The sequence below is a fragment of the Echinicola vietnamensis DSM 17526 genome (assembly GCF_000325705.1).
GTDB classification, from domain to species: Bacteria; Bacteroidota; Bacteroidia; order Cytophagales; family Cyclobacteriaceae; genus Echinicola; species Echinicola vietnamensis.
On the sequence record NC_019904.1, the window covers coordinates 1,274,273 to 1,294,826 of the forward strand.

Annotated in this window: 20 protein-coding genes; 11 read left to right on the forward strand and 9 right to left on the reverse strand. The window is 45.3% G+C overall.

What is annotated here, in order from left to right; translation table 11 throughout:
• Nucleotides 1-99: 99 nt before the first annotated feature.
• Together guaB and ECHVI_RS05410 are read right to left on the reverse strand one after the other, a co-directional pair.
• Nucleotides 100-1,578, reverse strand: a complete 1,479-nt coding sequence (gene guaB / locus ECHVI_RS05405; RefSeq protein WP_015264946.1) for an IMP dehydrogenase — start codon at nt 1,576-1,578, stop codon at nt 100-102.
• Nucleotides 1,579-1,937: 359 nt separating this feature from the next.
• Nucleotides 1,938-2,843 carry an AEC family transporter gene (locus ECHVI_RS05410; protein WP_015264947.1) on the reverse strand — a complete coding sequence of 302 codons (906 nt, stop codon included), beginning with the start codon at nt 2,841-2,843 and terminating at the stop codon, nt 1,938-1,940.
• A 108-nt stretch (nt 2,844-2,951) separates the two neighbouring features.
• On the opposite strand from ECHVI_RS05410, the gene ECHVI_RS05415 reads away from it, so the two are divergent.
• Nucleotides 2,952-3,182: a hypothetical protein gene (locus tag ECHVI_RS05415; protein WP_041739481.1), complete on the forward strand. Its 231-nt coding sequence runs from the start codon at nt 2,952-2,954 to the stop codon at nt 3,180-3,182.
• 3 nt (nt 3,183-3,185) lie between these two features.
• Here ECHVI_RS05415 and ECHVI_RS05420 read toward each other — a convergent pair whose 3' ends face one another.
• Nucleotides 3,186-3,560 (reverse strand): hypothetical protein, encoded by a 375-nt coding sequence (locus ECHVI_RS05420; RefSeq protein ID WP_015264949.1) that lies wholly within the window; start codon nt 3,558-3,560, stop codon nt 3,186-3,188.
• 865 nt (nt 3,561-4,425) lie between these two features.
• Between ECHVI_RS05420 and ECHVI_RS05425 the strand changes: the two genes are divergently transcribed.
• The 8 genes from ECHVI_RS05425 (at nt 4,426) to ECHVI_RS05460 (ending at nt 12,653) form a co-directional block, all read left to right on the forward strand.
• Nucleotides 4,426-4,758, forward strand: coding sequence for a hypothetical protein (locus ECHVI_RS05425; RefSeq protein WP_245553432.1), 333 nt, complete (start codon nt 4,426-4,428; stop codon nt 4,756-4,758).
• Between the two features lie 101 nt (nt 4,759-4,859).
• The gene (gene secDF, locus ECHVI_RS05430; RefSeq protein ID WP_015264951.1) at nt 4,860-7,829 is read left to right on the forward strand and encodes a protein translocase subunit SecDF; all 2,970 of its coding nucleotides are present in this window, start codon (nt 4,860-4,862) and stop codon (nt 7,827-7,829) included.
• A 266-nt stretch (nt 7,830-8,095) separates the two neighbouring features.
• The gene (locus ECHVI_RS05435; protein WP_015264953.1) at nt 8,096-8,761 is read left to right on the forward strand and encodes a hypothetical protein; all 666 of its coding nucleotides are present in this window, start codon (nt 8,096-8,098) and stop codon (nt 8,759-8,761) included.
• Between the two features lie 92 nt (nt 8,762-8,853).
• On the forward strand, nt 8,854-9,267 hold the full coding sequence (locus ECHVI_RS22900; protein ID WP_015264954.1) for a hypothetical protein: 414 nt from the start codon (nt 8,854-8,856) through the stop codon (nt 9,265-9,267).
• A gap of 140 nt (nt 9,268-9,407) precedes the next feature.
• Nucleotides 9,408-10,067 carry a hypothetical protein gene (locus ECHVI_RS05445; RefSeq protein WP_015264955.1) on the forward strand — a complete coding sequence of 220 codons (660 nt, stop codon included), beginning with the start codon at nt 9,408-9,410 and terminating at the stop codon, nt 10,065-10,067.
• Nucleotides 10,068-10,072: 5 nt separating this feature from the next.
• Nucleotides 10,073-10,831 (forward strand): sensor histidine kinase, encoded by a 759-nt coding sequence (locus tag ECHVI_RS05450; RefSeq protein WP_015264956.1) that lies wholly within the window; start codon nt 10,073-10,075, stop codon nt 10,829-10,831.
• A gap of 163 nt (nt 10,832-10,994) precedes the next feature.
• Entirely contained in the window at nt 10,995-11,621 is a 627-nt protein-coding gene (locus tag ECHVI_RS05455; RefSeq protein WP_015264957.1) for a response regulator transcription factor, read from the forward strand.
• Complete coding sequence (locus tag ECHVI_RS05460; protein ID WP_015264958.1) at nt 11,622-12,653, forward strand: oxidoreductase; 1,032 nt, start codon at nt 11,622-11,624, stop codon at nt 12,651-12,653.
• A 9-nt stretch (nt 12,654-12,662) separates the two neighbouring features.
• On the opposite strand, the gene ECHVI_RS05465 is transcribed toward ECHVI_RS05460, so the two are convergent.
• Together ECHVI_RS05465 and ECHVI_RS05470 are read right to left on the reverse strand one after the other, a co-directional pair.
• Nucleotides 12,663-13,133, reverse strand: coding sequence for an SRPBCC domain-containing protein (locus ECHVI_RS05465; protein ID WP_015264959.1), 471 nt, complete (start codon nt 13,131-13,133; stop codon nt 12,663-12,665).
• Nucleotides 13,134-13,195: 62 nt separating this feature from the next.
• Complete coding sequence (locus ECHVI_RS05470) at nt 13,196-13,789, reverse strand: Crp/Fnr family transcriptional regulator (RefSeq protein ID WP_245553434.1); 594 nt, start codon at nt 13,787-13,789, stop codon at nt 13,196-13,198.
• Nucleotides 13,790-13,905: 116 nt separating this feature from the next.
• Between ECHVI_RS05470 and ECHVI_RS22905 the strand changes: the two genes are divergently transcribed.
• Nucleotides 13,906-14,967 (forward strand): copper resistance protein NlpE N-terminal domain-containing protein, encoded by a 1,062-nt coding sequence (locus ECHVI_RS22905; RefSeq protein WP_015264961.1) that lies wholly within the window; start codon nt 13,906-13,908, stop codon nt 14,965-14,967.
• 22 nt (nt 14,968-14,989) lie between these two features.
• On the opposite strand, the gene ECHVI_RS05480 is transcribed toward ECHVI_RS22905, so the two are convergent.
• The 4 genes from ECHVI_RS05480 to ECHVI_RS05495 form a co-directional block, all read right to left on the reverse strand.
• The gene (locus tag ECHVI_RS05480) at nt 14,990-15,526 is read right to left on the reverse strand and encodes a hypothetical protein (RefSeq protein ID WP_015264962.1); all 537 of its coding nucleotides are present in this window, start codon (nt 15,524-15,526) and stop codon (nt 14,990-14,992) included.
• 116 nt (nt 15,527-15,642) lie between these two features.
• Nucleotides 15,643-16,329, reverse strand: a complete 687-nt coding sequence (locus ECHVI_RS05485; protein WP_015264963.1) for an SGNH/GDSL hydrolase family protein — start codon at nt 16,327-16,329, stop codon at nt 15,643-15,645.
• 39 nt (nt 16,330-16,368) lie between these two features.
• The gene (locus ECHVI_RS05490; RefSeq protein WP_015264964.1) at nt 16,369-17,964 is read right to left on the reverse strand and encodes an ATP-dependent DNA helicase; all 1,596 of its coding nucleotides are present in this window, start codon (nt 17,962-17,964) and stop codon (nt 16,369-16,371) included.
• Between the two features lie 128 nt (nt 17,965-18,092).
• On the reverse strand, nt 18,093-19,424 hold the full coding sequence (locus tag ECHVI_RS05495) for a Gfo/Idh/MocA family protein (RefSeq protein WP_015264965.1): 1,332 nt from the start codon (nt 19,422-19,424) through the stop codon (nt 18,093-18,095).
• Between the two features lie 370 nt (nt 19,425-19,794).
• Here ECHVI_RS05495 and ECHVI_RS05500 point away from each other — a divergent pair, with 370 nt between their 5' ends.
• On the forward strand, nt 19,795-20,466 hold the full coding sequence (locus ECHVI_RS05500; RefSeq protein WP_015264966.1) for a carboxypeptidase-like regulatory domain-containing protein: 672 nt from the start codon (nt 19,795-19,797) through the stop codon (nt 20,464-20,466).
• Nucleotides 20,467-20,554: the final 88 nt, after the last annotated feature.

Genomic DNA, 20,554 nt, shown 5'->3' on the forward strand with positions numbered 1-20,554 from the left:
GCTGGATCCCTCGTTACGAGCACGGATCAACAAGGCTAGCAAAAAGTAAAAAGGCTATCCAATTTTGGATAGCCTCTTTGCCATAATATCTTAATTTTATTATCCTTTCAAGCTGTAGTTTGGAGCTTCTCGGGTGACATTGATGTCGTGAGGATGGGATTCATGCACACCTGCAGCAGTGATTTTTACGAATTTGCCATTTTCCTGTAAGTCTTCCACCGTGCTGGTGCCACAATAGCCCATACCTGCTTGGAGACCACCGACTAGCTGATAAAGCACTTCGGATACGAGTCCTTTGAAGGCTACCCGGCCTACGATGCCTTCGGGAACCAGCTTTTTGATATTGTCTTCGGCATCTTGGAAATAGCGGTCTTTGGAACCTGATTCCATGGCTTCCAAAGAGCCCATGCCCCGATAGGTTTTGAACTTACGACCTTGGTAAATGATCATTTCACCGGGTGCTTCTTCGGTTCCAGCCAGCAATGATCCGATCATGATGGAGCTGGCACCTGCAGCAACTGCTTTTACCAAATCACCGGAATAGCGGATTCCACCATCGGCAATGACCGGTACACCAGAACCTTTTAGCGCTTTGGCACATTCAAAGACCGCGGACAGCTGAGGTACGCCTACACCGGCAATGACCCTCGTGGTACAGATACTTCCTGGGCCCACACCTACTTTCACGGCATCGGCTCCAGCCTCGGCCAGGGCAAGTGCTGCTTCCGGAGTAGCGATGTTCCCAACGATTACTTCCAAGTCTGGGAAGGTTTCTTTTATTTTTTTGCACGTATCGATTACGCCTTTGGAGTGGCCATGGGCAGTATCGATCGATACCACGTCCACACCTGCGTCCTTAAGGGCCTGGACACGCTCTACAATATCTGCGGTAACGCCCACTGCTGCACCCACTCTTAACCTGCCGTATTCATCTTTACAGGCATTCGGTTTATCCTTTCTTTTCAGGATATCCTTGTAGGTGATGAGGCCAGTTAACCTGTTTTCCTCATCCACAATGGGAAGTTTTTCGATTTTGTGCTCTTGGAGAATTTCCTCAGCCTGTTCTAGGGTGATGCCAGCTTTGGCAGTGATCAGGTTTTGCACCGTCATGATCTCCTTTACAGGCTTTTGTTGGTCCTTGATAAAACGCAAGTCCCTGTTGGTAATGATACCTTTCAGGTTTCTATCCTTGTCCACCACAGGGATGCCACCAATATGGTACTCCCGCATGATGGCCTCAGCGTCTTTTACTTTGGCATCCACTTGCAGGGTAATTGGGTCCAAAATCATCCCACTTTGGGAACGCTTCACCTTGCGCACCTGAGCGGCTTGCTGATCGATGGTCATGTTTTTATGGACAAAACCCAATCCACCTTCCAGCGCAATGGCAATGGCCAGCTCCGCTTCAGTGACGGTATCCATAGCTGCAGAAACCAAGGGAATGTTCAGCCGGATTTTTTTGGTAAGTTGAGTGGAAGTGTTGGTGTCTCGCGGCAATACTTCTGAGTATCCCGGCACCAGAAGCACATCATCGTAGGTAAGTGCTTCAAAGAGGAATTTATCGGTGTTTAGATTCATGGCAAATTTGGTTAAGGAACCCTATTTGCCCGTCAAAGATACAAACAATTTTGAATGCGAATCAACGTTTGTAAAAAAATAAATAGAAAAAATCCGACAATTTTTATCCATTGATGGAATATTCTTTGGAAGGACTCCTAACACAATTTTTCTGATAGTTGCCATGGGCAAAAGGATCATTGGTGAGGGGTGAAAAAGGGGGCGATTGATTGTTTGCTAACGGCCATTCACCAAACCGCTTGACGTGGCGTATGGCTGCCTTACTTTCTTTTGCTTAAGGCATTCCAAGCGGCCTGGCAGTTATCCAATATCCAAATCAACCGAACCGCATGATCCACGTTGCTGGATGATGAAAAAAATCATCCTACCAAATAGTACCAACCCAGTAACGTCCCAAAGGAAAGCGGAATCCCGATTCCGACCAGTAATGAGGCCAGTTTGGGGTTGAGGTCGTGGTTAATGGCGATGATGGAGCCCGTAATCATGGGAGCCATGGCGGTTTCCATGACGCTGACTTTATAGAGTATATCATCAGGGTTAAAGATCCAGCGGTAGGATATGAAAATCAATACCGGCATAAGGATCAATTTATAGCCTAAGCCATACCAAAGGGCTTTCAAGGAAAGGGTCTGGGCGTTGATCTTTACTTGAAGGCCTACGGCAATCAGGGCAATGGGGGTAAGGGTGGCGGCAAATGCTTTCAGAATTTCATGAGGAATTCCCGTTAGTGTTACTTGGTCGATATTCATGGCAATAGCGATCAAGAAAAACAAGAAGGGCGGAAAGGTCAGTATTTTTTTGGTAACGTCCCGCTTGCGCTGCTTACCATGACCGTAGATGGATGCCACAATGATGGCGATGCTGCTCACGATGATAAATGAACCTGCTTGGTCTACGAGTAAAGCGATCTTTAGCCCTTCTGATCCATAAAGGGCTTCGATGATGGGAAAGCCGATAAATGAGGTGTTGGCCAGTCCGGGGACGATGATGAGACATCCCGTGGTGGTTTTGCTCCAGGAAAACTTCCGGCCCAAGGTTCCAAAAATCAGCCAAGAAAGCCCAAAACTTATCCAAGCGGTCAGGACGGGCAGCAACAGCTCAAAGGAGAGCGCCGTCTCCGGAATATGAAGCAATGCCAGCGCCGGAAGTACAATATAAATAAGGTAGGTATTTAAGGTCTTTGGGGCATTATCGGGCATTTCCTTGACCCGTTGGAGCAGTATTCCGATGGTGAGGCAAAGAATGACGAGGATTAGGTTGGTCATGAAGCAACGTTTAAGAAAAGTTTTTGGTTAAATTAACAGTAATGTAATTTGTTGTTAATCAATATTTTGATTTTATATTGTTTCTTTATGGAAAGAATTCGGCTTACCATGATGAAACTTGTACCTATTCTGATCGATAACAAGCGTATCGTGCAACTTTCCCAACTGACCATCGACCAGGCCAATGACCTGAGAAGTTTTTTGCCCGGCTCCAGTATCAAGCAAATAAGCTATCAAGGCATGGAACTTCAGGACTGTATTGATTTTGAGACCTATGAGTATTGGTGCCAGACCAACCATGTACAAAACGGTACCACGTCCACCATTTGGGATGTATAGCGCCTAGAGCATTCCAAAGTTTTTACGTTTTTCTATAAAATATCCCTGCAATTGGGGGTAAACGTTACTTTTTGCTTCAGGAATTCCAGAAAGGGTGATGTTCATGTCTCCTTTAGCACCATGGTCAATTACTTCCAAGGTCTCGATCAGAAATATAAACTCCTGAAGGCTTAGTGGATGGTCGGATTCTTCTGGCTTTACGGCAAAATCATTCCCATAAAAATCGACCACCTCAAAATAGATTTTTCCATCGAGTGGAGCGGCATATATGCTGATTTCCTCTCCCCATTGGCTTTCCGGATAGGATAGTTTCGCCAGCAGCGCCGAAGGCCCCGTGCCATCAAAGTAGCTCTTTGGTGTAAAATCAAAATCAATCATAGTCCAAAAGTAAGTGATCTGATGCGGAAACCATGGATGGAAGAATGGAATCTTTTCACCTTTTGCTGACGGTTTGGTAAGCCCGCATGCCCCATGGTAAAACCACGGCTAAATAAAAGTGCCACCAAGGCACAAAGTCACCAAGTGTATGTCCTGGTCTGGCATGAAAGGGTTGTGCCCAATGTCTTTTCGTGTCGTATGATTGTCTCGACAGATTGCATACACCAGCCCCGGCGGGGCGTCATGACAATAGCCATGGGGGAATCCCATGGTTAAATCATGGGGCCAAGGGTTGCTGTTTTAGCGGCATGGGCTTTTCTATTCCCCATAGATTCCCGCTAAAACCCATCCAAGTCAGCGGAGAAAAAGGAAGAATACAGATATGAAGGTATTAAAATGTCGGCATGCGGATCCGGCTGGTACAGCCAATATGCTTCATGGTAAGACCACGGCTACATTAAAACGCCACAAAGACGAAAAGTCACCAAGTGCATGTCCTGGCATGAAAGGGTTGTGCCCAATGTCTTTTCGTGTCGATTGATTGTTTCCACAGATTGCTTACACCAGCCTCGGCGGGGCGTCATGACAATAGCCATGGGGGAATCCCATGGTTAAATCATGGGTCCAAGGGTTCCTGTTTTAGCGGCATGGGCTTTTCTATTCCCCACAGATTCCCGCTAAAACCCATCCAAGTCAGCGGAGTAGTCCCAAGGCACTGATTATCGCAGGCCATTTTCCCATCTGGTTTGATGGAGCTGACGGCACAACATTTTTTTGTAAAAAATGCTTTTGTTTTAAAAAATACCTACATTTGCTGTCTATGAATGGTAAGAAAGGCACAAATAGAAATATAATTCGCGAAAGGATGGCTGTCCTTTTGGTGGCTATTTGCTGCTTTATCATTTCCAATTCGCAATATTTTTTGGGTGCTGAGGATTGTACTGCTGAGGCTGTGCAAGTGGAATATTCCCAGCAATCAGGAGATGAAGATCAGGACAATCAAACATTTTTGGATGTAGCAGCGGATGCTGTTGTGGCGCCTTTTGCCAGTTTAGTTGCTACCAGCACCATGAAATTGATCTATGAAATTATAGGCTTTGAAGAGCAACGTGCCATACCACAAGCGACCATGGCGCGATATCCGAGTCACTTTTTGGAAGTATTGTTGGAGCAGATAGTGGCTCCTAATGCACCATAACCCACCTTTTTTCGCTCTCTACAGCAGACAATATTACCTGCTGATCATTCTCTATTGAATTTCAATCAACAATAATTATAGTTATTTCATTTAAGTAAATCATGCAAAACAAAGGGATCATTGTGTTTTTGACAGTGATTGTTACGGCTTTATGCTTGTACTATCTGTCATTTACCTACGTTTCGAGTAATGTCCAAAAGGACGCGATCGCCTATGCAACAGACGCAGAAGGCAATCTTGATTTCGCTAAAAAGCAATCTTACCTGGATTCGATCTGGCGCGAGCCAGTGTACAACTTCCTGGGAATCGAATATACCTTCAAAGAAGTAAAGGAAACCGAGCTCGGACTGGGGCTGGACCTTCAGGGGGGTATGCACGTTACCTTGGCAGTTTCTCCAGTAGAGATCGTAAAAGGCCTTGCCGGAAACAGCAAGAACGAAGCATTCAATGCAGCTGTGGACGAAGCTGAAGAGCTGAGCAAAACTTCCAACGAGAAGTTTGTAGACCTGTTCTATGCCGCTTGGAAAGAAAAATCCGGTGACAAGCAATTGAACACCATCTATGCTACCGCTGCCAATCGCGGAAGGATTTCCTTGGAATCTTCCGACAGTGAAATCCTAAGCATCATCGATGAGGAAGTAGAAAACGCCATCGACCGTTCTTTCAATATCCTGAGAACGCGTATCGACCGTTTTGGAACTTCCCAGCCAAACATCCAGCGGATCCAAGGTACTGGCAGGATTCAAATTGAGCTGCCAGGGGTGGACAACCAAGAGCGGGTGAGAAACCTGCTTCAAGGGGTGGCCAAGCTTCAGTTTTGGCGAGTAGCTGAGATCAATGAATACGGCGATGCCCTCCAACGAATCAATGCCGCTTTAGTGGCTGAAGCTAAGGCCAACAAGCCTGCGGCCGCTGCTTCCGCCGACGCAGATACCACCGGTGCTGCGTCTGATACGACCATGACCGACTTGGAGCGGCAACTTGCCGAAGGGGGTGACGAGACCGATTCTTTGTCTTCTGAAGTTTCTCCGCTTTTCTCCCTATTGAAAGCCAATTACGGATTGGTGTATAACGTGAAGGATACGGTGACCATTAACCGGATCCTGAACAGAGAGGACATCAAACCGCTGCTTCCGCGTGGATTGACCTTTATGTGGTCAGTGAAGCCCCGTGAAGTAGATGGTGAGGAGCTATTGGAGCTTCATGCTATGGAAACGCCAAGAGGGACAGAACAGGCACCCTTGGAAGGGGATGTGATCACCGATGCCAAGCAAGTGCTGGATCAAAGTTCAAATCCTGCGGTAAGCATGAGCATGAATGCTGATGGAGCCAGAAAATGGAGAAAAATGACTGCCGAAAATATCGGCAGAAGAATCGCAGTGGTGTTGGACAATTATGTATACACAGCACCAAATATCCTTGGGGAAATCCCAAGTGGCCAATCTGAAATCACTGGTAACTTCACCATTGAAGAAGCCAAAGACTTGGCCAATATCTTGAAGTCAGGTACTTTGCCTGCACCTACAAATATCGTAGAAGAAGCCATTATCGGCCCGACCTTGGGTAAGGAAGCCCAAGCACAGGGTATCAATTCCATGGTGGCCGGCTTGGTGATCGTCGTGCTGTTTATGATTGCCTATTATGCCAAAGGCGGTTTTGTGGCCATTGCAGCATTGGTGTTCAACATCTTCTTTATCCTGGGAATCCTGGCTCAGCTGGGCACGGCACTTACCTTGCCGGGTATCGCGGGTATCGTGTTGACCATCGGGATGTCTATTGATGCCAACGTTTTGATCTTCGAGAGGATCAAAGAGGAACTGGCAGCTGGGGCAGGATTGCTACAGGCCATTACCAGTGGTTACAACAAGGCATTCAGTGCCATCCTTGACTCCAATGTCACCACATTCTTGACAGGTGCCATTCTTTACGCCCTGGGCCAAGGTCCTGTGAAAGGCTTTGCGATCGTATTGATGATCGGTATCGCTTCCTCTTTTTTCTCTGCGGTATTCATCACGCGCGTGATCGTATACTGGATGAGCAAGAAAGGTGAGCAAAGCAAGATTTCCTTCGCTTCGCCATTTGCCAAAAACCTGTTCAGCAACCTTAACATTGACTTCCTTGGGAAGCGTAAAGTGGCTTACTTGATTTCTACAGGGATCATCATCATCGGCCTTGCCTTTGCGGTGATCAATGGATTGAAATTTGGTGTGGATTTCACAGGTGGTCGTTCGTATATCGTGGAATTTGCCGAGCCGGTGGCTGCATCTGACCTGAAAACGGGATTGGACAAAGCCTTTGACGGCTCTGTAGAAGCCAAGACCTATGGCTCTAATAATGTCATCAAGATCACCACTTCCTACCTGATCAATGACGACTCCGATGAGGCCAACAGTGAAGTAGCGACCAAGGTCCGTGAAGGCATTGCCGATGTGACGGGCTTTAGTTTTGTGGATGAGGTAGCCCAGATGGGAGACAGTTCTTTTGCCATTACCGGTTCTTCTAAAGTAGGAGCGACGGTAGCAGATGACATTAAGAACTCCTCCATGGAGGCCATGTTCTTTGCATTGGTTGCGATCTTCCTTTACATCTTGTTAAGGTTCCGTAAGTGGCAGTATTCGCTGGCTTCTATCATTGCGTTGGCACACGACACCTTGTTTGTGGTGGCTGCTTTTGCGATTGCCAGTGCCTTTGGTGCGACATTCGAAATCGACCAAGTCTTTATCGCGGCGATGTTGACCGTTATTGGTTACTCCATAAACGATACCGTAATTGTATTTGACCGTATTCGGGAAAATATCACTAACCGCGGTACCTCGAAGTTGGTAAAAATGTTTAACGATGCCATCAACCAAACCATGGCCAGAACCTTGATCACGTCATTCACCACCTTGATCGTGGTGATTGTATTGCTGATTTTTGGCGGTGAAGTGTTGAGAGGATTCTCTTTTGCATTGTTTGTAGGGGTACTTGTCGGTACTTACTCTTCCATCTATATCGCTACGCCAATTGTCGTGGATCTGATGAAAAGAGAAATTGCCCAAGAAAAAGAAGAAGCCGAGAAGGTAGCCTAAGTTACCTGAGCTTTTTAGGCATATTTGGGGCACCCTGTTTGAGGACAGGGTGCCTTTTATTTTTATACATCATGGTGCCCTCCCCGTAGCCATAATCCGGCATCAATAGGTTTCTTTTATCATATTGAACCATTCATATAGCTAAAAAATACCATGATCATGGTATTTCCTCCCAGTTTCAAAGCCCGTAATTTAGCATATTGGAAAAATAAAAAGTAAAATCCTTTAGATTTTACGGAGATGGATTTAACGAAGGGGATCAAAAAATGAGTCAAATCGCGTATTTAGGGGTCATTCTTTGCAGTTTAGTGGGGGGTGTGATCTGCTATTTTTATAACAAACCAACTTACAAGTCTACCCACAAGCTACTGCTGATTACGCTCTTGTTTGTGTTTTTGCTAGAAGCAGTGGGTGAATATACCGCCAGTAAGCAGATCAATAATCTTTTGCTTTACAATGTCTGTTGGATATACATTGAATCATATCTCATCGTATACTATTTCTCCTTACTAGAGCACAAGAAAAAGCTACGGAGGCTGTACTTTGTCCTTTTTGGTGTAGCGATGGTCTGGGGGCTGTATAATTCCCTGTTTATTCAGCCGATTCAGACACATTTCCAGTATTACAGCTTACTTCCTATGGGCTTGCTGATTTTGGGATTATCGGTTCGGTTTTTCTATAGCGTCATCAGGTTGGAGAAATATTCCCAGGCCGATTTGCTCAGTATTCCGCATTTGTGGATCGTGGCCTTTATTACTTTCTTTTATGTGGAGGCGCTTACTTTGTTTGGCTTTATGGAGTTTTATGCATCAGCGAATCTGGATATTATCATCGCCTGGACCAAACTGAACAGGATTATTGCCGGGGTCATGTACCTTTCTTTTGGCCTGGCTTTTTACACGCCCAATATATTTGAGAAGAAGCTGGCCTAACAAAGGAATTGGAGGGCTAATGTCCATAAATAGGTAAAAAAGGACTATTTTTCTAACACGATATAATTTATCACCAAAAAACATAAAATGATATGGCAAAAAAAAACAAGCTCACCAAAAAACAATTCAAAGCCGTTACCAGAAAGTACCGGAGCGAAGTGGGCAGTGGTAAGCCCGGCTTGGGTGTGAAAGGCGAAATCACGAACCAAACCCGCTGGATTTGGTTTGAAAGGGAATTGATCGAAAAAGTCCTTAAGCAAACCGATGAGTCCAAAGGCGGGATCAAGTTTTATTTTGGCGAATATGACGAAAGTTTTACCGAGTCTCTTGGGCCGGAGTATGTAGGGAGAATGATGCTGGCGATGGTTCCGTGTAACGAAGGTGATCTGGACAAAAAAGCTGCGGACATGAGAAATTTTGAAGCCATGACCCTCAAGGAAGATGATGGGGAAGATGAGGAAGATGAAGCTGAAAACGGAGGAAGACTCTGTCCTCCAAATTGTTAATGTTCTGAAAATTCGGTAAGGAAGTGACGGTAATTTTTAGCGATTGCTTACCGATATACCGTAGATTTAGCGATTTTTGGTGGTGGATTGCCCTTGGTCTTGGGCAGTTTACCACTGTTTTTAATTGATCATGTCATTTTATGGGATTTAACGTTTACTTATTTAGCATTCTCTTGGGGACGATCACTTGTGCGGGGGTGTTTTTTTTTCCTGAATTACGTACCAGAAGCGGTTCTCATAAATTGCTTTTTGGATTGCTCCTGACCGTGTTGATGTTTGAGTACGTAGCCAATTACTTGGTAGAAAAACATCATCTTCCGAATTTGGTGGTTTACAATGTGTTTTTTGTTTACTTGGAAACCATCCTTATTGTACTGTACTTCTACCGGTTGATGACGAAAAAAGGCAAGCGCTTGATCAGGATCGGATTGACTGCTTTTATACTTATTGGCTTGATAAACAGCTTGTTTGTTCAGGACATCATGGAGAAATTCCAAAACCTAAGCTTCGCCGTAGCGGTGTTACTGATCCTATCGTGTTGCATTTGGTTTTTTTTCGATATTTTCCGCCTCAAGCGCTATCAAAATGTAAACATCCTTTCTGTTCCCGAATTTTGGATTACCACTTCCATCCTATTTTTCTATAGCACAGGATTCGTATACTTTATGCCCATTCGGTATTTTGACACCATGGAGCTGCAACTGTTGGAATTATTGGGAAATGTAAACCGTTTTTTGGCGGGCTTGATGTACCTTATCTTTGGATTTGCCTATTATGCACCCTTGATCTTTAAAAAATAAGTAATATGAATTACGAACCTACACAGATTTTCTTCATTGTCTTCAGTGGGATTATCCTGATGCTTCTGATGAGTGGGTTCATCATCGTAATGGTATTGCTTCATCGCCAGCAGCAGCTTCGCAATCGCCAAAAGATGGAAAATCTTAAGGCAGAATATGACAAGACCATGCTGAAGGTAGAAAAAGAAATTCAGGACCAGACCCTTTCCTTTATCGGGCAAGAGCTGCATGATAATCTTGGTCAGATTCTTTCGCTGGCCAAATTGACATTAAACAGTCCAGACGAAGAGAATTATTCGGAGGGAAAGCGATTGATAAACCACGCCATCAAGGAGGTTCGTTCCTTGAGCAAGCGACTAAACCTCGATTGGGTGAAAGAAGTGAAGTTGGAGGATTTTATCCGTGGAGAGCTTCAAAAGATTGAAAAATCGGGTCTTTGCAAGACGCAATTTGAGACAAGCGCCCAATCGTTGGCGCTTGATCAGGATAAAAAGCTCGTCTTGATCCGCGTCATTCAAGAGTGCCTGAACAATATCATCAAGCATGCGGATCCTTCCATGGTCTATATTTCCCTGGACCAAAAGGATGACCGCTTGAGCGTCACGGTCAAGGATGATGGGAATGGTTTTGATGTGGAAGACAGCTCCAAAGGAATGGGGCTCCATAACCTAAAATCACGCATCGAAACCATTGGTGGAAAACTGACGGTCTCTTCAATTATAGGAATTGGCACAGAAATCAAACTTTTATTGCCGTTTGAATAGATAAAAGTTAAATTAGTAGCTGCAAACACCCTAAAGCAGCTTCAATCGATGACCAAAAAGCTCCCTTTTTCCACTGGATTTCTAAGAATAGGGCTGTAAATTTCCTTTGAACGGGCAGGCACGTTTGTAAATTTCGATACTGAGCAATTTCACCAACTGAATCATGATTCGTGTAGTTTTAGCCGACGACCATAAAATGTTTGCCAAGGGCATCGCCAACCTGCTTGAAAAAGAAGAGGACATTCAGGTGATGGGGGTGTTTACCAATGGCAAAGAGCTAGTGGAGTTTTTGAAGAAGGAGCAAGTGGACCTGGTGCTTACCGACATGAACATGCCCGGAATGGATGGCCTTGCGGTCATTCAGCAGATCAACAAAGAAAAGATAAAGGCTAGGCTCATCGTCTTATCCATGTATGATGATGAAGATATTTTCAAAAAATGCCAAAAACAAGGCGTAGATGGTTATGTGCTGAAAGATGCAGATCCCGACGAACTCATCTATACCATTCGGGAAGTGATCAACGGGCATCATGTCATGCATTTCCAGCGAGTGCTCAAGCAGGTGGACGAAGACCAGTATTATGATGCGTTTAAGCAGAAGTTTAAGCTTTCCCGCAGGGAGCTTCAGATCCTGTCGTTGATCAAGGATGGCCATACGAACCAGTCCATCGCTGATGAACTTTTTCTCAGCATCTATACCGTAGAAACCCATAGAAAAAATATTCATCATAAACTTGGCGTGAATACAGTCGTAGAACTGATGAAGAAAGCCTTGGAAATGAACCTATAAATGACACAACCGCTTAAGACAGGATTGGTAGGCTTTGGCAGAGTCGCTCAGACGATGCATGCGCCCTTGATCCACCAAGAACCATTGCTTGACTTGACAGCTGTGGTGGAAAGACACCATCAAAAGTCAAAGGAGAAATACCCGGCAGTTACCGTTTACAGAAGCCTGGAAGCATTGCTTGCAGAAGCTGACGTAGACCTAATCGTCATCTGCACGCCCAATGAATACCACTTTTCTCAAGCCAAAATGGCCTTGGAGGCGGGTAAACATGTGGTCGTGGACAAGCCCATCACCGTCAGCTCCAGTGAAGCAGAGGCCCTCCTTTCACTGGCCAAATCAAAAGGGAAACTGCTCTCTGCTTTCCAAAACCGCCGATGGGACGGGGATTTCCAGACCATCACCAAGCTCCTCCATGAAGGCACCTTGGGCAGGATCGTCCATTTCGAATCCCATTTTGATCGCTTTCGGCCTGAGCCTACTGAAAACTGGCGAGAACAGCAAGTTCCTGGAAGTGGGATCCTTTATGATCTTGGAGCGCATTTGATCGATCAGGCCTTGTTACTTTTTGGAAAACCAGAATGGGTATATGCGGAGATTTTAACACAACGAAGTGGGGTAGAAGCGGATGATTTCTTTGACCTGACGCTGATGTATCCCACCACCAAAGTGCGGCTCAGTGCCAGCATCCTGATGAATGCCCCATTACCAAAATTTCTGGTGTTGGGTGACAAAGGCAGCTATAGCAAGTATGGTCTGGATGTGCAAGAAGCTGCTTTTAAGGCAGGAATCCTCCCGGGAAGCGATCATTGGGGCGAAGAAGATCCTTCTTCCTATGGAAAGGTTTACCTCGAAGGAACGTCCTATCCTTATCCTACTGTAAAGGGTAATTATTTGGCCTACTATGAAAATATCGCTGAAACCATCTTGGGAAAAGCTACTTTAAAGGTAAAGCCAGAGGAAGCCATCGAAGTCTTGAAAGTCATCGAAGCAGCCCAAAAAAGCCATGCGGAAGGTAAGCGAGTGTACCTTTGATGTCCCTCATTACTGGGAGGAATCAGTTGATTGGCGAAGGGATTGGGGTGATGGTGCTATGGTGGATTGACTTTCCACGCGTGCTTTCAAGGCCTTGTTCATGGCTTCAAAACCATCTTTAGTGGAAGTGAGCAATTGCTTCTTGAATAAGGGAACCAGCCATCCGCTGAACGTTTCTTGATGCAGGAACAGGGTGTTTCCATTTGCCAAAGCCTGAAGCTGAAAGCTGTGCTCTCCATCAAAAAGTCCTTTTATCATCAACTTTCCCTTCCACCGAAATGCTTTGTTCGGGTTGATGGTCATGATCGTTGGCGTAAAAGTCATTCCGGGCAATTTAACCTTGATGCGACTGCCTTCAGCAAGGTGGCCGGAAAGTGACTTTACGAAAGGATTCCATTCAGGATAGCTGTTGGTATCCATGAGGATTTTCCAGACCTCCTGCGAGCTGGCATTGATTTCGATTTGGGTGGTAATTTTCATGTTGTATTCGTTTAGTACAACACAAAATTCAATAAAATACCTCAAAAAAGCCTTGATCTAGATCAAGAAAGGCAATTTTTACGAATTCGGCTGAACGTTTCAGGTGTCATCCCGATCATTGAAGCCAAATAATGCAGGGGAACTTCATTGAAAAGATGACGTTTGAATTGGAAAAGCTGCTGGTAACGCTCCTCGGCAGTCTTGGACAGCAAGCCAAAGACCCTATCCTCCAAGGTAATAAAGCATTTGGCTATAAAGAGCTTTTCCAGTTCGGGCCACGCAGGAAGCACCTCCGGAAGGGAACGATAGGCTTCTTGGTGAATGGTGTACAGGGTACATGATGAAATCGCCTGGATGTTGCGGCGGGCATTTTGGCCAAAGGCCAAACTGCTCAGGTCAGTGGTGAACTCTCCTGTGGAACTTATCCATTGGGTGACTTCCTTTCCATTTTCAGCCGTTTCAAATATCCTTAAATAGCCGCTTTTTAAGAAGCTTAGCTTGTGGCAGGGCTTTCCAGTTTGGGCATAAAAATCACCCTTTTCCATGGTCTCCATCCGAAACAGCTCCGCTAATTGCTCCAGTTGGGCTGTATTTAGCGGAAAATATTCCTTGAGGTAATTTTGAAGCTCAATTTTAGATTCCCCTGCGATCATCATTTCCAAAGGTTTACGGATGCACTACTGTTTTGTGGAAATTTCATAAAAAGAAAGCACAAATAGTAGCGATTGGACTGAGTTTTGCGTAAAGATTACAAACGATAACCACTTTTGATATGAAGCAGGTAATTTATGGAAGCCTTGTTGCCCTGGTACTTTTGAGTGCTTGTACCCAAGAAAAGGCAGTATCCCCGACCGGAACTTTTTATGCGGTGCTTCCCTGTGCCGATTGTCCGGGAATCAGTTATGCGCTTACCCTTCAGTCCGATTCCAGTTATACCGAAAAGATGGTTTATCAGGAAAGGAGCGAAGAGGTCATGGAAAAATCAGGCCATTTCACCATGCAGGAAGACGGATTATTAGCCTTGGAAAAGGAGGAATCTGAAGGCATGCGCCTTTTTCAGGTCCATGGTGACAGTCTTCAAATGCTTGACAGAGCAGGCAACCCCATCGAAAGTCCATTTTCTGACCGCTACTACCTGACCAAAGAGCAACCAGCATCATTTAGCATGGCATTGAAGAAAAAGTCCTTTATAGGTTTCAAAGCAAGGGGAAATGAGCCTTTTTGGTCTTTGGAGATGGATTTCAACAAGCAAATGGTTTTTAAGCCCATGGAAGGTGAGCCGTTCATTGCGCCCGTCCCAGAACCCGTCAGGCCACAAGATGTGAATGCAGTCAGCTATCGGGCAGATACGGAGAAGGGCAGCCTTCATGTAACGATCTTCAGAAAGAAATGCGAAGACACCATGTCCGGGGAAACGTTTGGTTATACCGTTAATATCCGTGTAAAGCAGGGTAAGGATGGTGAATTCCGTGGTTATATGGGATGTGGTGATTATCAGGGAGATTATCGTTTAAATGATATTTGGGCACTAGAGACCCTAGACGGGGAAGCGCTGATCAAAGAAGGTAAAAGCCCAAACCTCGAATTCAATCTCCGGGAAAATCGTTTCTTTGGCTTTGGTGGCTGCAATAGGATCAGTGGAGCACTGTCCATAGAAAATCAGCAGGTTGGTTTTGCCAAGGTGGTCACGACAGAGATGGCTTGTGACCATTTAGCAGCAGAGAAAGTTTTTGTAAAGCATATTACGGACCAAACCTACGATTTTAAGATCGATGGATTGACCTTGACCCTCAGCAATGATCAACATACCATGGTATTCAGAAAAATAGACTAGTGGGTATCGGTAAGGACATTCGCTAGAAGCGCTTGCAAAAACCAACGGCCAAATTCCAGGTGTTATAGCCACGTTTAATGTCCAAGGCAAAGGAAGGAAGGAGTTCCCATTGCTGGCCCATGTCGATGGCATATTCTGTTCCGACCCTAAAAACAGGCAAATTTTCGTGTTTTTCCAGTTCAATGCCCCCGCCACCAAATAGTGCCCAACGTTCTGTCAGCTCGTAATTGGCGACAAGCGCAAAGAGCATGGACCGCTCTCGCTCAAGGTCTTCATTTCGGATGATGTAATGTTCCAGCTCCCAATCCCACATCACACCAATTTCCCAACGCTCATGAACCTTTCTGAAATAATCGAAACCAACGGCCGGCACAAAATAGCCTCCTTCTGATTCTGTTTGGTCCAGATCGTCCCCTTGTGGGATCCAGGTATACCCGAGTGAAAATACTACTCGGTTGAGGGTTTCGTTTTCTGATGGTTCTTCCTCCTCTTGGGCCATGGCTTGGCCTGCGATGAGCAATATGAAAAAAATGATGGTAACCGAGTATTTTATGTTCATAGTGGTGAGGCTTATGCTGGTGCAACAGTGATGTTTAAGCCTAAAATAATTATTTACCCGCTAAAAATCACCTAAGCTGCCAGGTTAGCAAGGAGATTGGATGATTCTTTGCAAACTTATAAGGGAAGACCTTCTCTAATCAAGCGGGCAATTTCTGCCATTCCACGGTCGCTGGGATGCCTGGCCACTCCTTGATCTTCATATTCTCCCAACGCCATATTTTGATCATGCTCGCTGAGATGGGTAATGTCAATTAAGGTCCATCCTTCCCGTTCAGCAGCCCATTTTAGTTGGGCATTCATCACGGGATTGACCCAAAAGGTGGTAGTGACGACCACTTTGCTTGCTTCATCTTTTTTCAGGTAATCCACAAAATGAATCAATGCTTCTCCAAAATTGTGTTCTTTTACCTGATCCGTTTTGACATTTTCCCCTAACCGGACAATGACCAGCTCTGGATCAAATGCCTTGAGTGCAGCATATTGCTCAACATCCAATGTGGAAAAGTTAACCTCAAACGGATAGACATTTTCCCGAATGGCCTCGATGTCCGGGTTATAGGATTTTAGGGAATTGTAAAGAATGCTGAAATAATCATTTTCCGGTCTGCTGGCTGCCATTCCCCAGCCATTGTTCCAGCCAATATCTGGCGCAGGAGGATGGTAGGTGATGCTATTGCCGATGACCAATACTTTATCTACAAGCTTTTGTTTAGGGGCTGGATCGTCACAGCCTGTAAGGCCAAAAAGCATCATTGCCGAGCCACAGAAAAGAAGGAGTAGGGAGGAAAAAGATCGTTTCATTTTGGATGTTAACTTGCGAAATGTGATGTGCTAAATAAATTAATTTCTACAATAAAACCGATCCTCTAGGGCTTCTTTTAGCCTTAGGAACTGTTGCCATTTGGGATATTGGGTGACGTCATGGATGGCCATGACCTCGTCAAACATCTGCTGGGCGGTCTCATACTGCCCGTTGCGGAAGGCACGGAAGGCATGTTTCAGCAGCTGCAGAGCACGGGCAAGTTCCAGTTCCTTTTCAATTTGCTCACTTGCGAGCCGCTGACGGCTAAACGCCAAGCTTTCGGGGCTTACCTTGACACTAAATTCCCGAATGGGGGATTTCAGCACCAGGCCATTTAAGGTGGTACACCTGCTGAGGGCGACATAAGCCTGCCCTGCTTCAAAAGACCTGCTGATATCCAAAATGGCCCGCTCAAAGGTCAAGCCTTGGCTTTTGTGGACGGTGATGGCCCAAGCCAATTTAAGGGGAAACTGGATAAAAGTACCGATTACCTTGGATTCAAGATGTTCCTCTGCTTCATTGTACACAAATTCCACGTTCTCCCAGACCTCGCGATGAACCTCGTAGATAAAGCCACGGCGGTCCTCCACCTCGATCATATCATCGGTCATTTTGGTGACTTTACCGATCATTCCATTATAATACTTGGCATCGGGATTATTGCGCATAAAGATCACCTGCGCCCCGATTTTCAGGGTCAGGTCCACCGGGTCGAAAGGCGCCATGTTCAATGGAAAATCATCCTTTATTTCTGCCCGATAGGTGCGTGGTTCTTTTTTGAGCTCTGCTAGCTTCTGCCGGTTGATTTCGGCGATGGTGGCATTATGGGTGCCAATGAGAATATATTCCTCATCCAAGAGCCCAAAGCGATAATTTTTAGCCGTTTCATTCAATCGCTGAATGTCCGCAGGGGTGTGTTCACTTTCGCGGATTCGGTTGAGCAGGGCCTTAAACTGTTCGTCTTTTTGCCGGTAAATCTTCTGAAGCTCAATGTGCAGGGGCATTAGTGCTTGAAAAGCATGGGAGCTAAAGAAAAACCTGGAGCCGTAATGGGGAGCGAGATGCTCCCAATCCGTATTCCTGACCACCGGCGGCAGCTGGAAGGGATCTCCGATAAAGATCATCTGTACCCCGCCAAAAGGCAAATGCATTTTTTTTCGGTAAACGCGCAAAAGTTGGTCGATCACATCCAGCAGTTCCACGCGTACCATGGAGACTTCATCGATGACGAGCATATCCATCCGATTGATCAAGTCCCGATGTTTTTTACGGTATTGAAACTGCTCGAAAATGTTCAGGCCTTTACCCTTTTCTCTTTTCTTGGGCTGTAGCCTTGGATCTCCGGGCAAGAACAGCTGGCGAGGATCGATTTTAAAAAAAGAGTGGATGGTCTTTCCTTTGGCGTTGATGGCCGCTACTCCGGTAGGAGCTACTACGGCCATGTTTTTGTCTTGGTTAAGCTTTCGAAGGGTATGCAAAAAAGTAGTTTTCCCAGTGCCCGCCTTGCCGGTTAGAAATAAGGATTTATCCGAAAAAAGGGCGACCTCCAATGCATGGATAAACGCCTCGTTATCGGTGTCCAATCCCCTCGCCGAAAACGCTGTATATAGATATTCTTTTATGGAAAAGGCCATGAACAAAGTTAAGGAATGAATTTGGAAAACCTTGGCCAAACCTGTTACCGGGCAAATTGGCTATAAAGAAAAGGAGAACCTTATTCAAAGTTCTCCTTTCCACACACGGCAACTATATTATCTTGGAATCAAAATTCCCGGTAAGGGGCATCCAACAGTTCATTGACTTCCTCTTCCTTGAATCTTGCTTTTTCGGCATCCCAGTGGAGCGTCTTGTTAGGGAAACGACCTGCCAAGGTGCCCAAAAGAATGGTTTCGGTCAGTCGGGAGGCATAGGAGAAGGGTGCACTGCACTCGTCCTTGCCCAGACAGGCATCGACAAATTGGTGATAATGCTTTTTACCCTCACTGGCATAATCCCGGACAGGTTCGCCCAGATGCGCTGTACCGCTAAGGTCAAGTTCTTGGTAGGCATTATCCACAATGAGCTTGGGCAGCTGCATAAAGTGGGGAAGCAGCAATCTCCTTCCATCTTCACCGATGAACATGGCCCCTTGTGCAGGTAATTTTTCTCCATTGGGCAGTTTGAGGTCTTTGTGTTTTTCTGGCGCTCCGGGACCATCATACCAAACCCATTTTAAGGTCTCAGTGGTATGGGCGGTGCCCGGAAAGACGTAGGTTACCTCGTTGTTTTCTGGGAACCCAAAGCCTGTTGGCTTGCGACAATTGTTCTTGATCGTCATTGGCACATCCAGTTCAAGGGCATTGTAAGGGGTATCAAAAATATGTACGCCCATATCACCTAAAGTGCCACAGCCATAGTCCAGCACTTTTCTCCAATTTCCGGGATGATAATACCCTTCTTTATAGGCCCTTTCAGAAGAAGTGCCTAACCATAAATTCCAGTCCAAATTGGATGGTACAGGATCTGACCCTTCTGGGGCGGGACCGTCAAAACCCCAGTTTTTTGGCGACCATGCCCTTACGGTTTTTACTTTACCGATGATCCCATTGCGGATCAAGTGCGTCGCCAGCTGGTAATCATAAAAGGAGTGTACCTGAATGCCCATTTGGGTGGTGATATTATGGTCAGCAGCAAATTTCTTCATGGCCCTGGCTTCAGAGACATGATGGGTCAAGGGCTTCTGGCAATAGACTGATTTACCATTTTCCATGGCTAGCATAGAGGCAGGAGCATGGGTGTGGTCCGGTGTAGAAACCACTACCGCATCTATTCCGTCGGCCATGTCTTTGAACATTTCACGGTAATCTGCATAGGTCTTGGCATTGGGGTGCATGGCTTTGGCAGCAGCCAATGCATTTGTATCCACGTCGCATAAAGCCACCACATCGACCAATTCATGGCTGGAGATTGCCTTAAGGTCTTCCATGCCCATGTTCGATACGCCGATGTGGGCTGTCCGAAGCCTTTTTCCTTTGGCGAGGGACCATACCGATCCGGGAAGCATGGAAACCGCGGCCAAGGCTGCCGTATTTTTGAGAAATGTTCGTTTTTTCATGAAACCAATCTATTTAGAATGTACTGTAATTTATTTCGATTCCTTAACTTTTATTTTAACAAAACCAAGATACAAAAAAAAATAACTTAACTAACGACCATTAGTGTAAGTATTTAAATTTTCTTTCCGTTACTAGGTGTTTGTTTTCCACCTATACAAAATCAACGCATATAAAAAACCACTCGATTTGAAATGTAATACGACATTCATCCAGTTTTCCCCTAAAGGAGAATAATTGCCATGACTTTTCCAATATATTGGACGATCCTGCGATATTAATTATTGTTAATCAGGATGTTAATTAAAATTAAATACTGTTTTGATAAGAATCTATCCAATAGATTGCGGATAGCTATTGGACACGAATCTTATGGAAAAAATTTCTACTGTGTGTTTTTTGATCGTGATTTTACCTTTCTGGGCCGTGGCACAGGAGGACGTAACGGTAAAAGGGAAGGTGATAGACCGTGCCACCATGGCCCCGATACCGGTCGTTAGGATCAGCAGCTCCTTCCAGCGGGTATCCACGAATGATCAGGGGGAGTTCACCATTCAAGCAAAGAAGGGAGATACATTGACTTTTGTACACCTTTCCTACCAAACCCACTCTATCGTGGTCAGTGAGGAGAATAGCCCATTTCAGATGGTGCAATTGACAGAAAGGACATTGGAAATGCAGGAGTTTGAAGTAACGGAAATGCCTTCAGAGCAAACTTTTAAGGAGGCTATCTTAAATACTACGGGCAAGCATGCGATGGAAAGTAATATGATGCAGCGTAATATCAGCACGATTATGATCATAAAGGATCTGGGCTATCACTATGATTACAGCAGCTATGATATGCTACTAAAAAACATTAACCCTAACGGAGGCGTAACACTTTTCTCTAATAATCCGTCCATGGGTATCGTATCGGTATTCAAACGTTTGCTAGGAGGAAAGCCTCAATTGTCAGATCTTTCACCTGGTCCCGTGGATCGCGGCATTACCCGTCCCTTGTGGAGGAATCCGCTGAAATCGGATCCGGTCAAGATTGAATAATATGGATAAAATAACTTATTTATACATAAATTAATTGTTTATCGTTAGATTTATGTAGATAAATTGGTGGTCTAGCCAAAGAAAGTTT

Bases quoted from the DNA above. Each gene is read 5' to 3' on its own strand.
- guaB (WP_015264946.1), bottom strand. From the start codon at position 1,578: ATGAATCTAAACACCGATAAATTCCTCTTTGAAGCACTTACCTACGAT.
- ECHVI_RS05410 (WP_015264947.1), bottom strand. From the start codon at position 2,843: ATGACCAACCTAATCCTCGTCATTCTTTGCCTCACCATCGGAATACTG.
- ECHVI_RS05415 (WP_041739481.1), top strand. From the start codon at position 2,952: ATGATGAAACTTGTACCTATTCTGATCGATAACAAGCGTATCGTGCAA.
- ECHVI_RS05420 (WP_015264949.1), bottom strand. From the start codon at position 3,560: ATGATTGATTTTGATTTTACACCAAAGAGCTACTTTGATGGCACGGGG.
- ECHVI_RS05425 (WP_245553432.1), top strand. From the start codon at position 4,426: ATGGCTGTCCTTTTGGTGGCTATTTGCTGCTTTATCATTTCCAATTCG.
- secDF (WP_015264951.1), top strand. From the start codon at position 4,860: ATGCAAAACAAAGGGATCATTGTGTTTTTGACAGTGATTGTTACGGCT.
- ECHVI_RS05435 (WP_015264953.1), top strand. From the start codon at position 8,096: ATGAGTCAAATCGCGTATTTAGGGGTCATTCTTTGCAGTTTAGTGGGG.
- ECHVI_RS22900 (WP_015264954.1), top strand. From the start codon at position 8,854: ATGGCAAAAAAAAACAAGCTCACCAAAAAACAATTCAAAGCCGTTACC.
- ECHVI_RS05445 (WP_015264955.1), top strand. From the start codon at position 9,408: ATGGGATTTAACGTTTACTTATTTAGCATTCTCTTGGGGACGATCACT.
- ECHVI_RS05450 (WP_015264956.1), top strand. From the start codon at position 10,073: ATGAATTACGAACCTACACAGATTTTCTTCATTGTCTTCAGTGGGATT.
- ECHVI_RS05455 (WP_015264957.1), top strand. From the start codon at position 10,995: ATGATTCGTGTAGTTTTAGCCGACGACCATAAAATGTTTGCCAAGGGC.
- ECHVI_RS05460 (WP_015264958.1), top strand. From the start codon at position 11,622: ATGACACAACCGCTTAAGACAGGATTGGTAGGCTTTGGCAGAGTCGCT.
- ECHVI_RS05465 (WP_015264959.1), bottom strand. From the start codon at position 13,133: ATGAAAATTACCACCCAAATCGAAATCAATGCCAGCTCGCAGGAGGTC.
- ECHVI_RS05470 (WP_245553434.1), bottom strand. From the start codon at position 13,789: ATGATGATCGCAGGGGAATCTAAAATTGAGCTTCAAAATTACCTCAAG.
- ECHVI_RS22905 (WP_015264961.1), top strand. From the start codon at position 13,906: ATGAAGCAGGTAATTTATGGAAGCCTTGTTGCCCTGGTACTTTTGAGT.
- ECHVI_RS05480 (WP_015264962.1), bottom strand. From the start codon at position 15,526: ATGAACATAAAATACTCGGTTACCATCATTTTTTTCATATTGCTCATC.
- ECHVI_RS05485 (WP_015264963.1), bottom strand. From the start codon at position 16,329: ATGAAACGATCTTTTTCCTCCCTACTCCTTCTTTTCTGTGGCTCGGCA.
- ECHVI_RS05490 (WP_015264964.1), bottom strand. From the start codon at position 17,964: ATGGCCTTTTCCATAAAAGAATATCTATATACAGCGTTTTCGGCGAGG.
- ECHVI_RS05495 (WP_015264965.1), bottom strand. From the start codon at position 19,424: ATGAAAAAACGAACATTTCTCAAAAATACGGCAGCCTTGGCCGCGGTT.
- ECHVI_RS05500 (WP_015264966.1), top strand. From the start codon at position 19,795: ATGGAAAAAATTTCTACTGTGTGTTTTTTGATCGTGATTTTACCTTTC.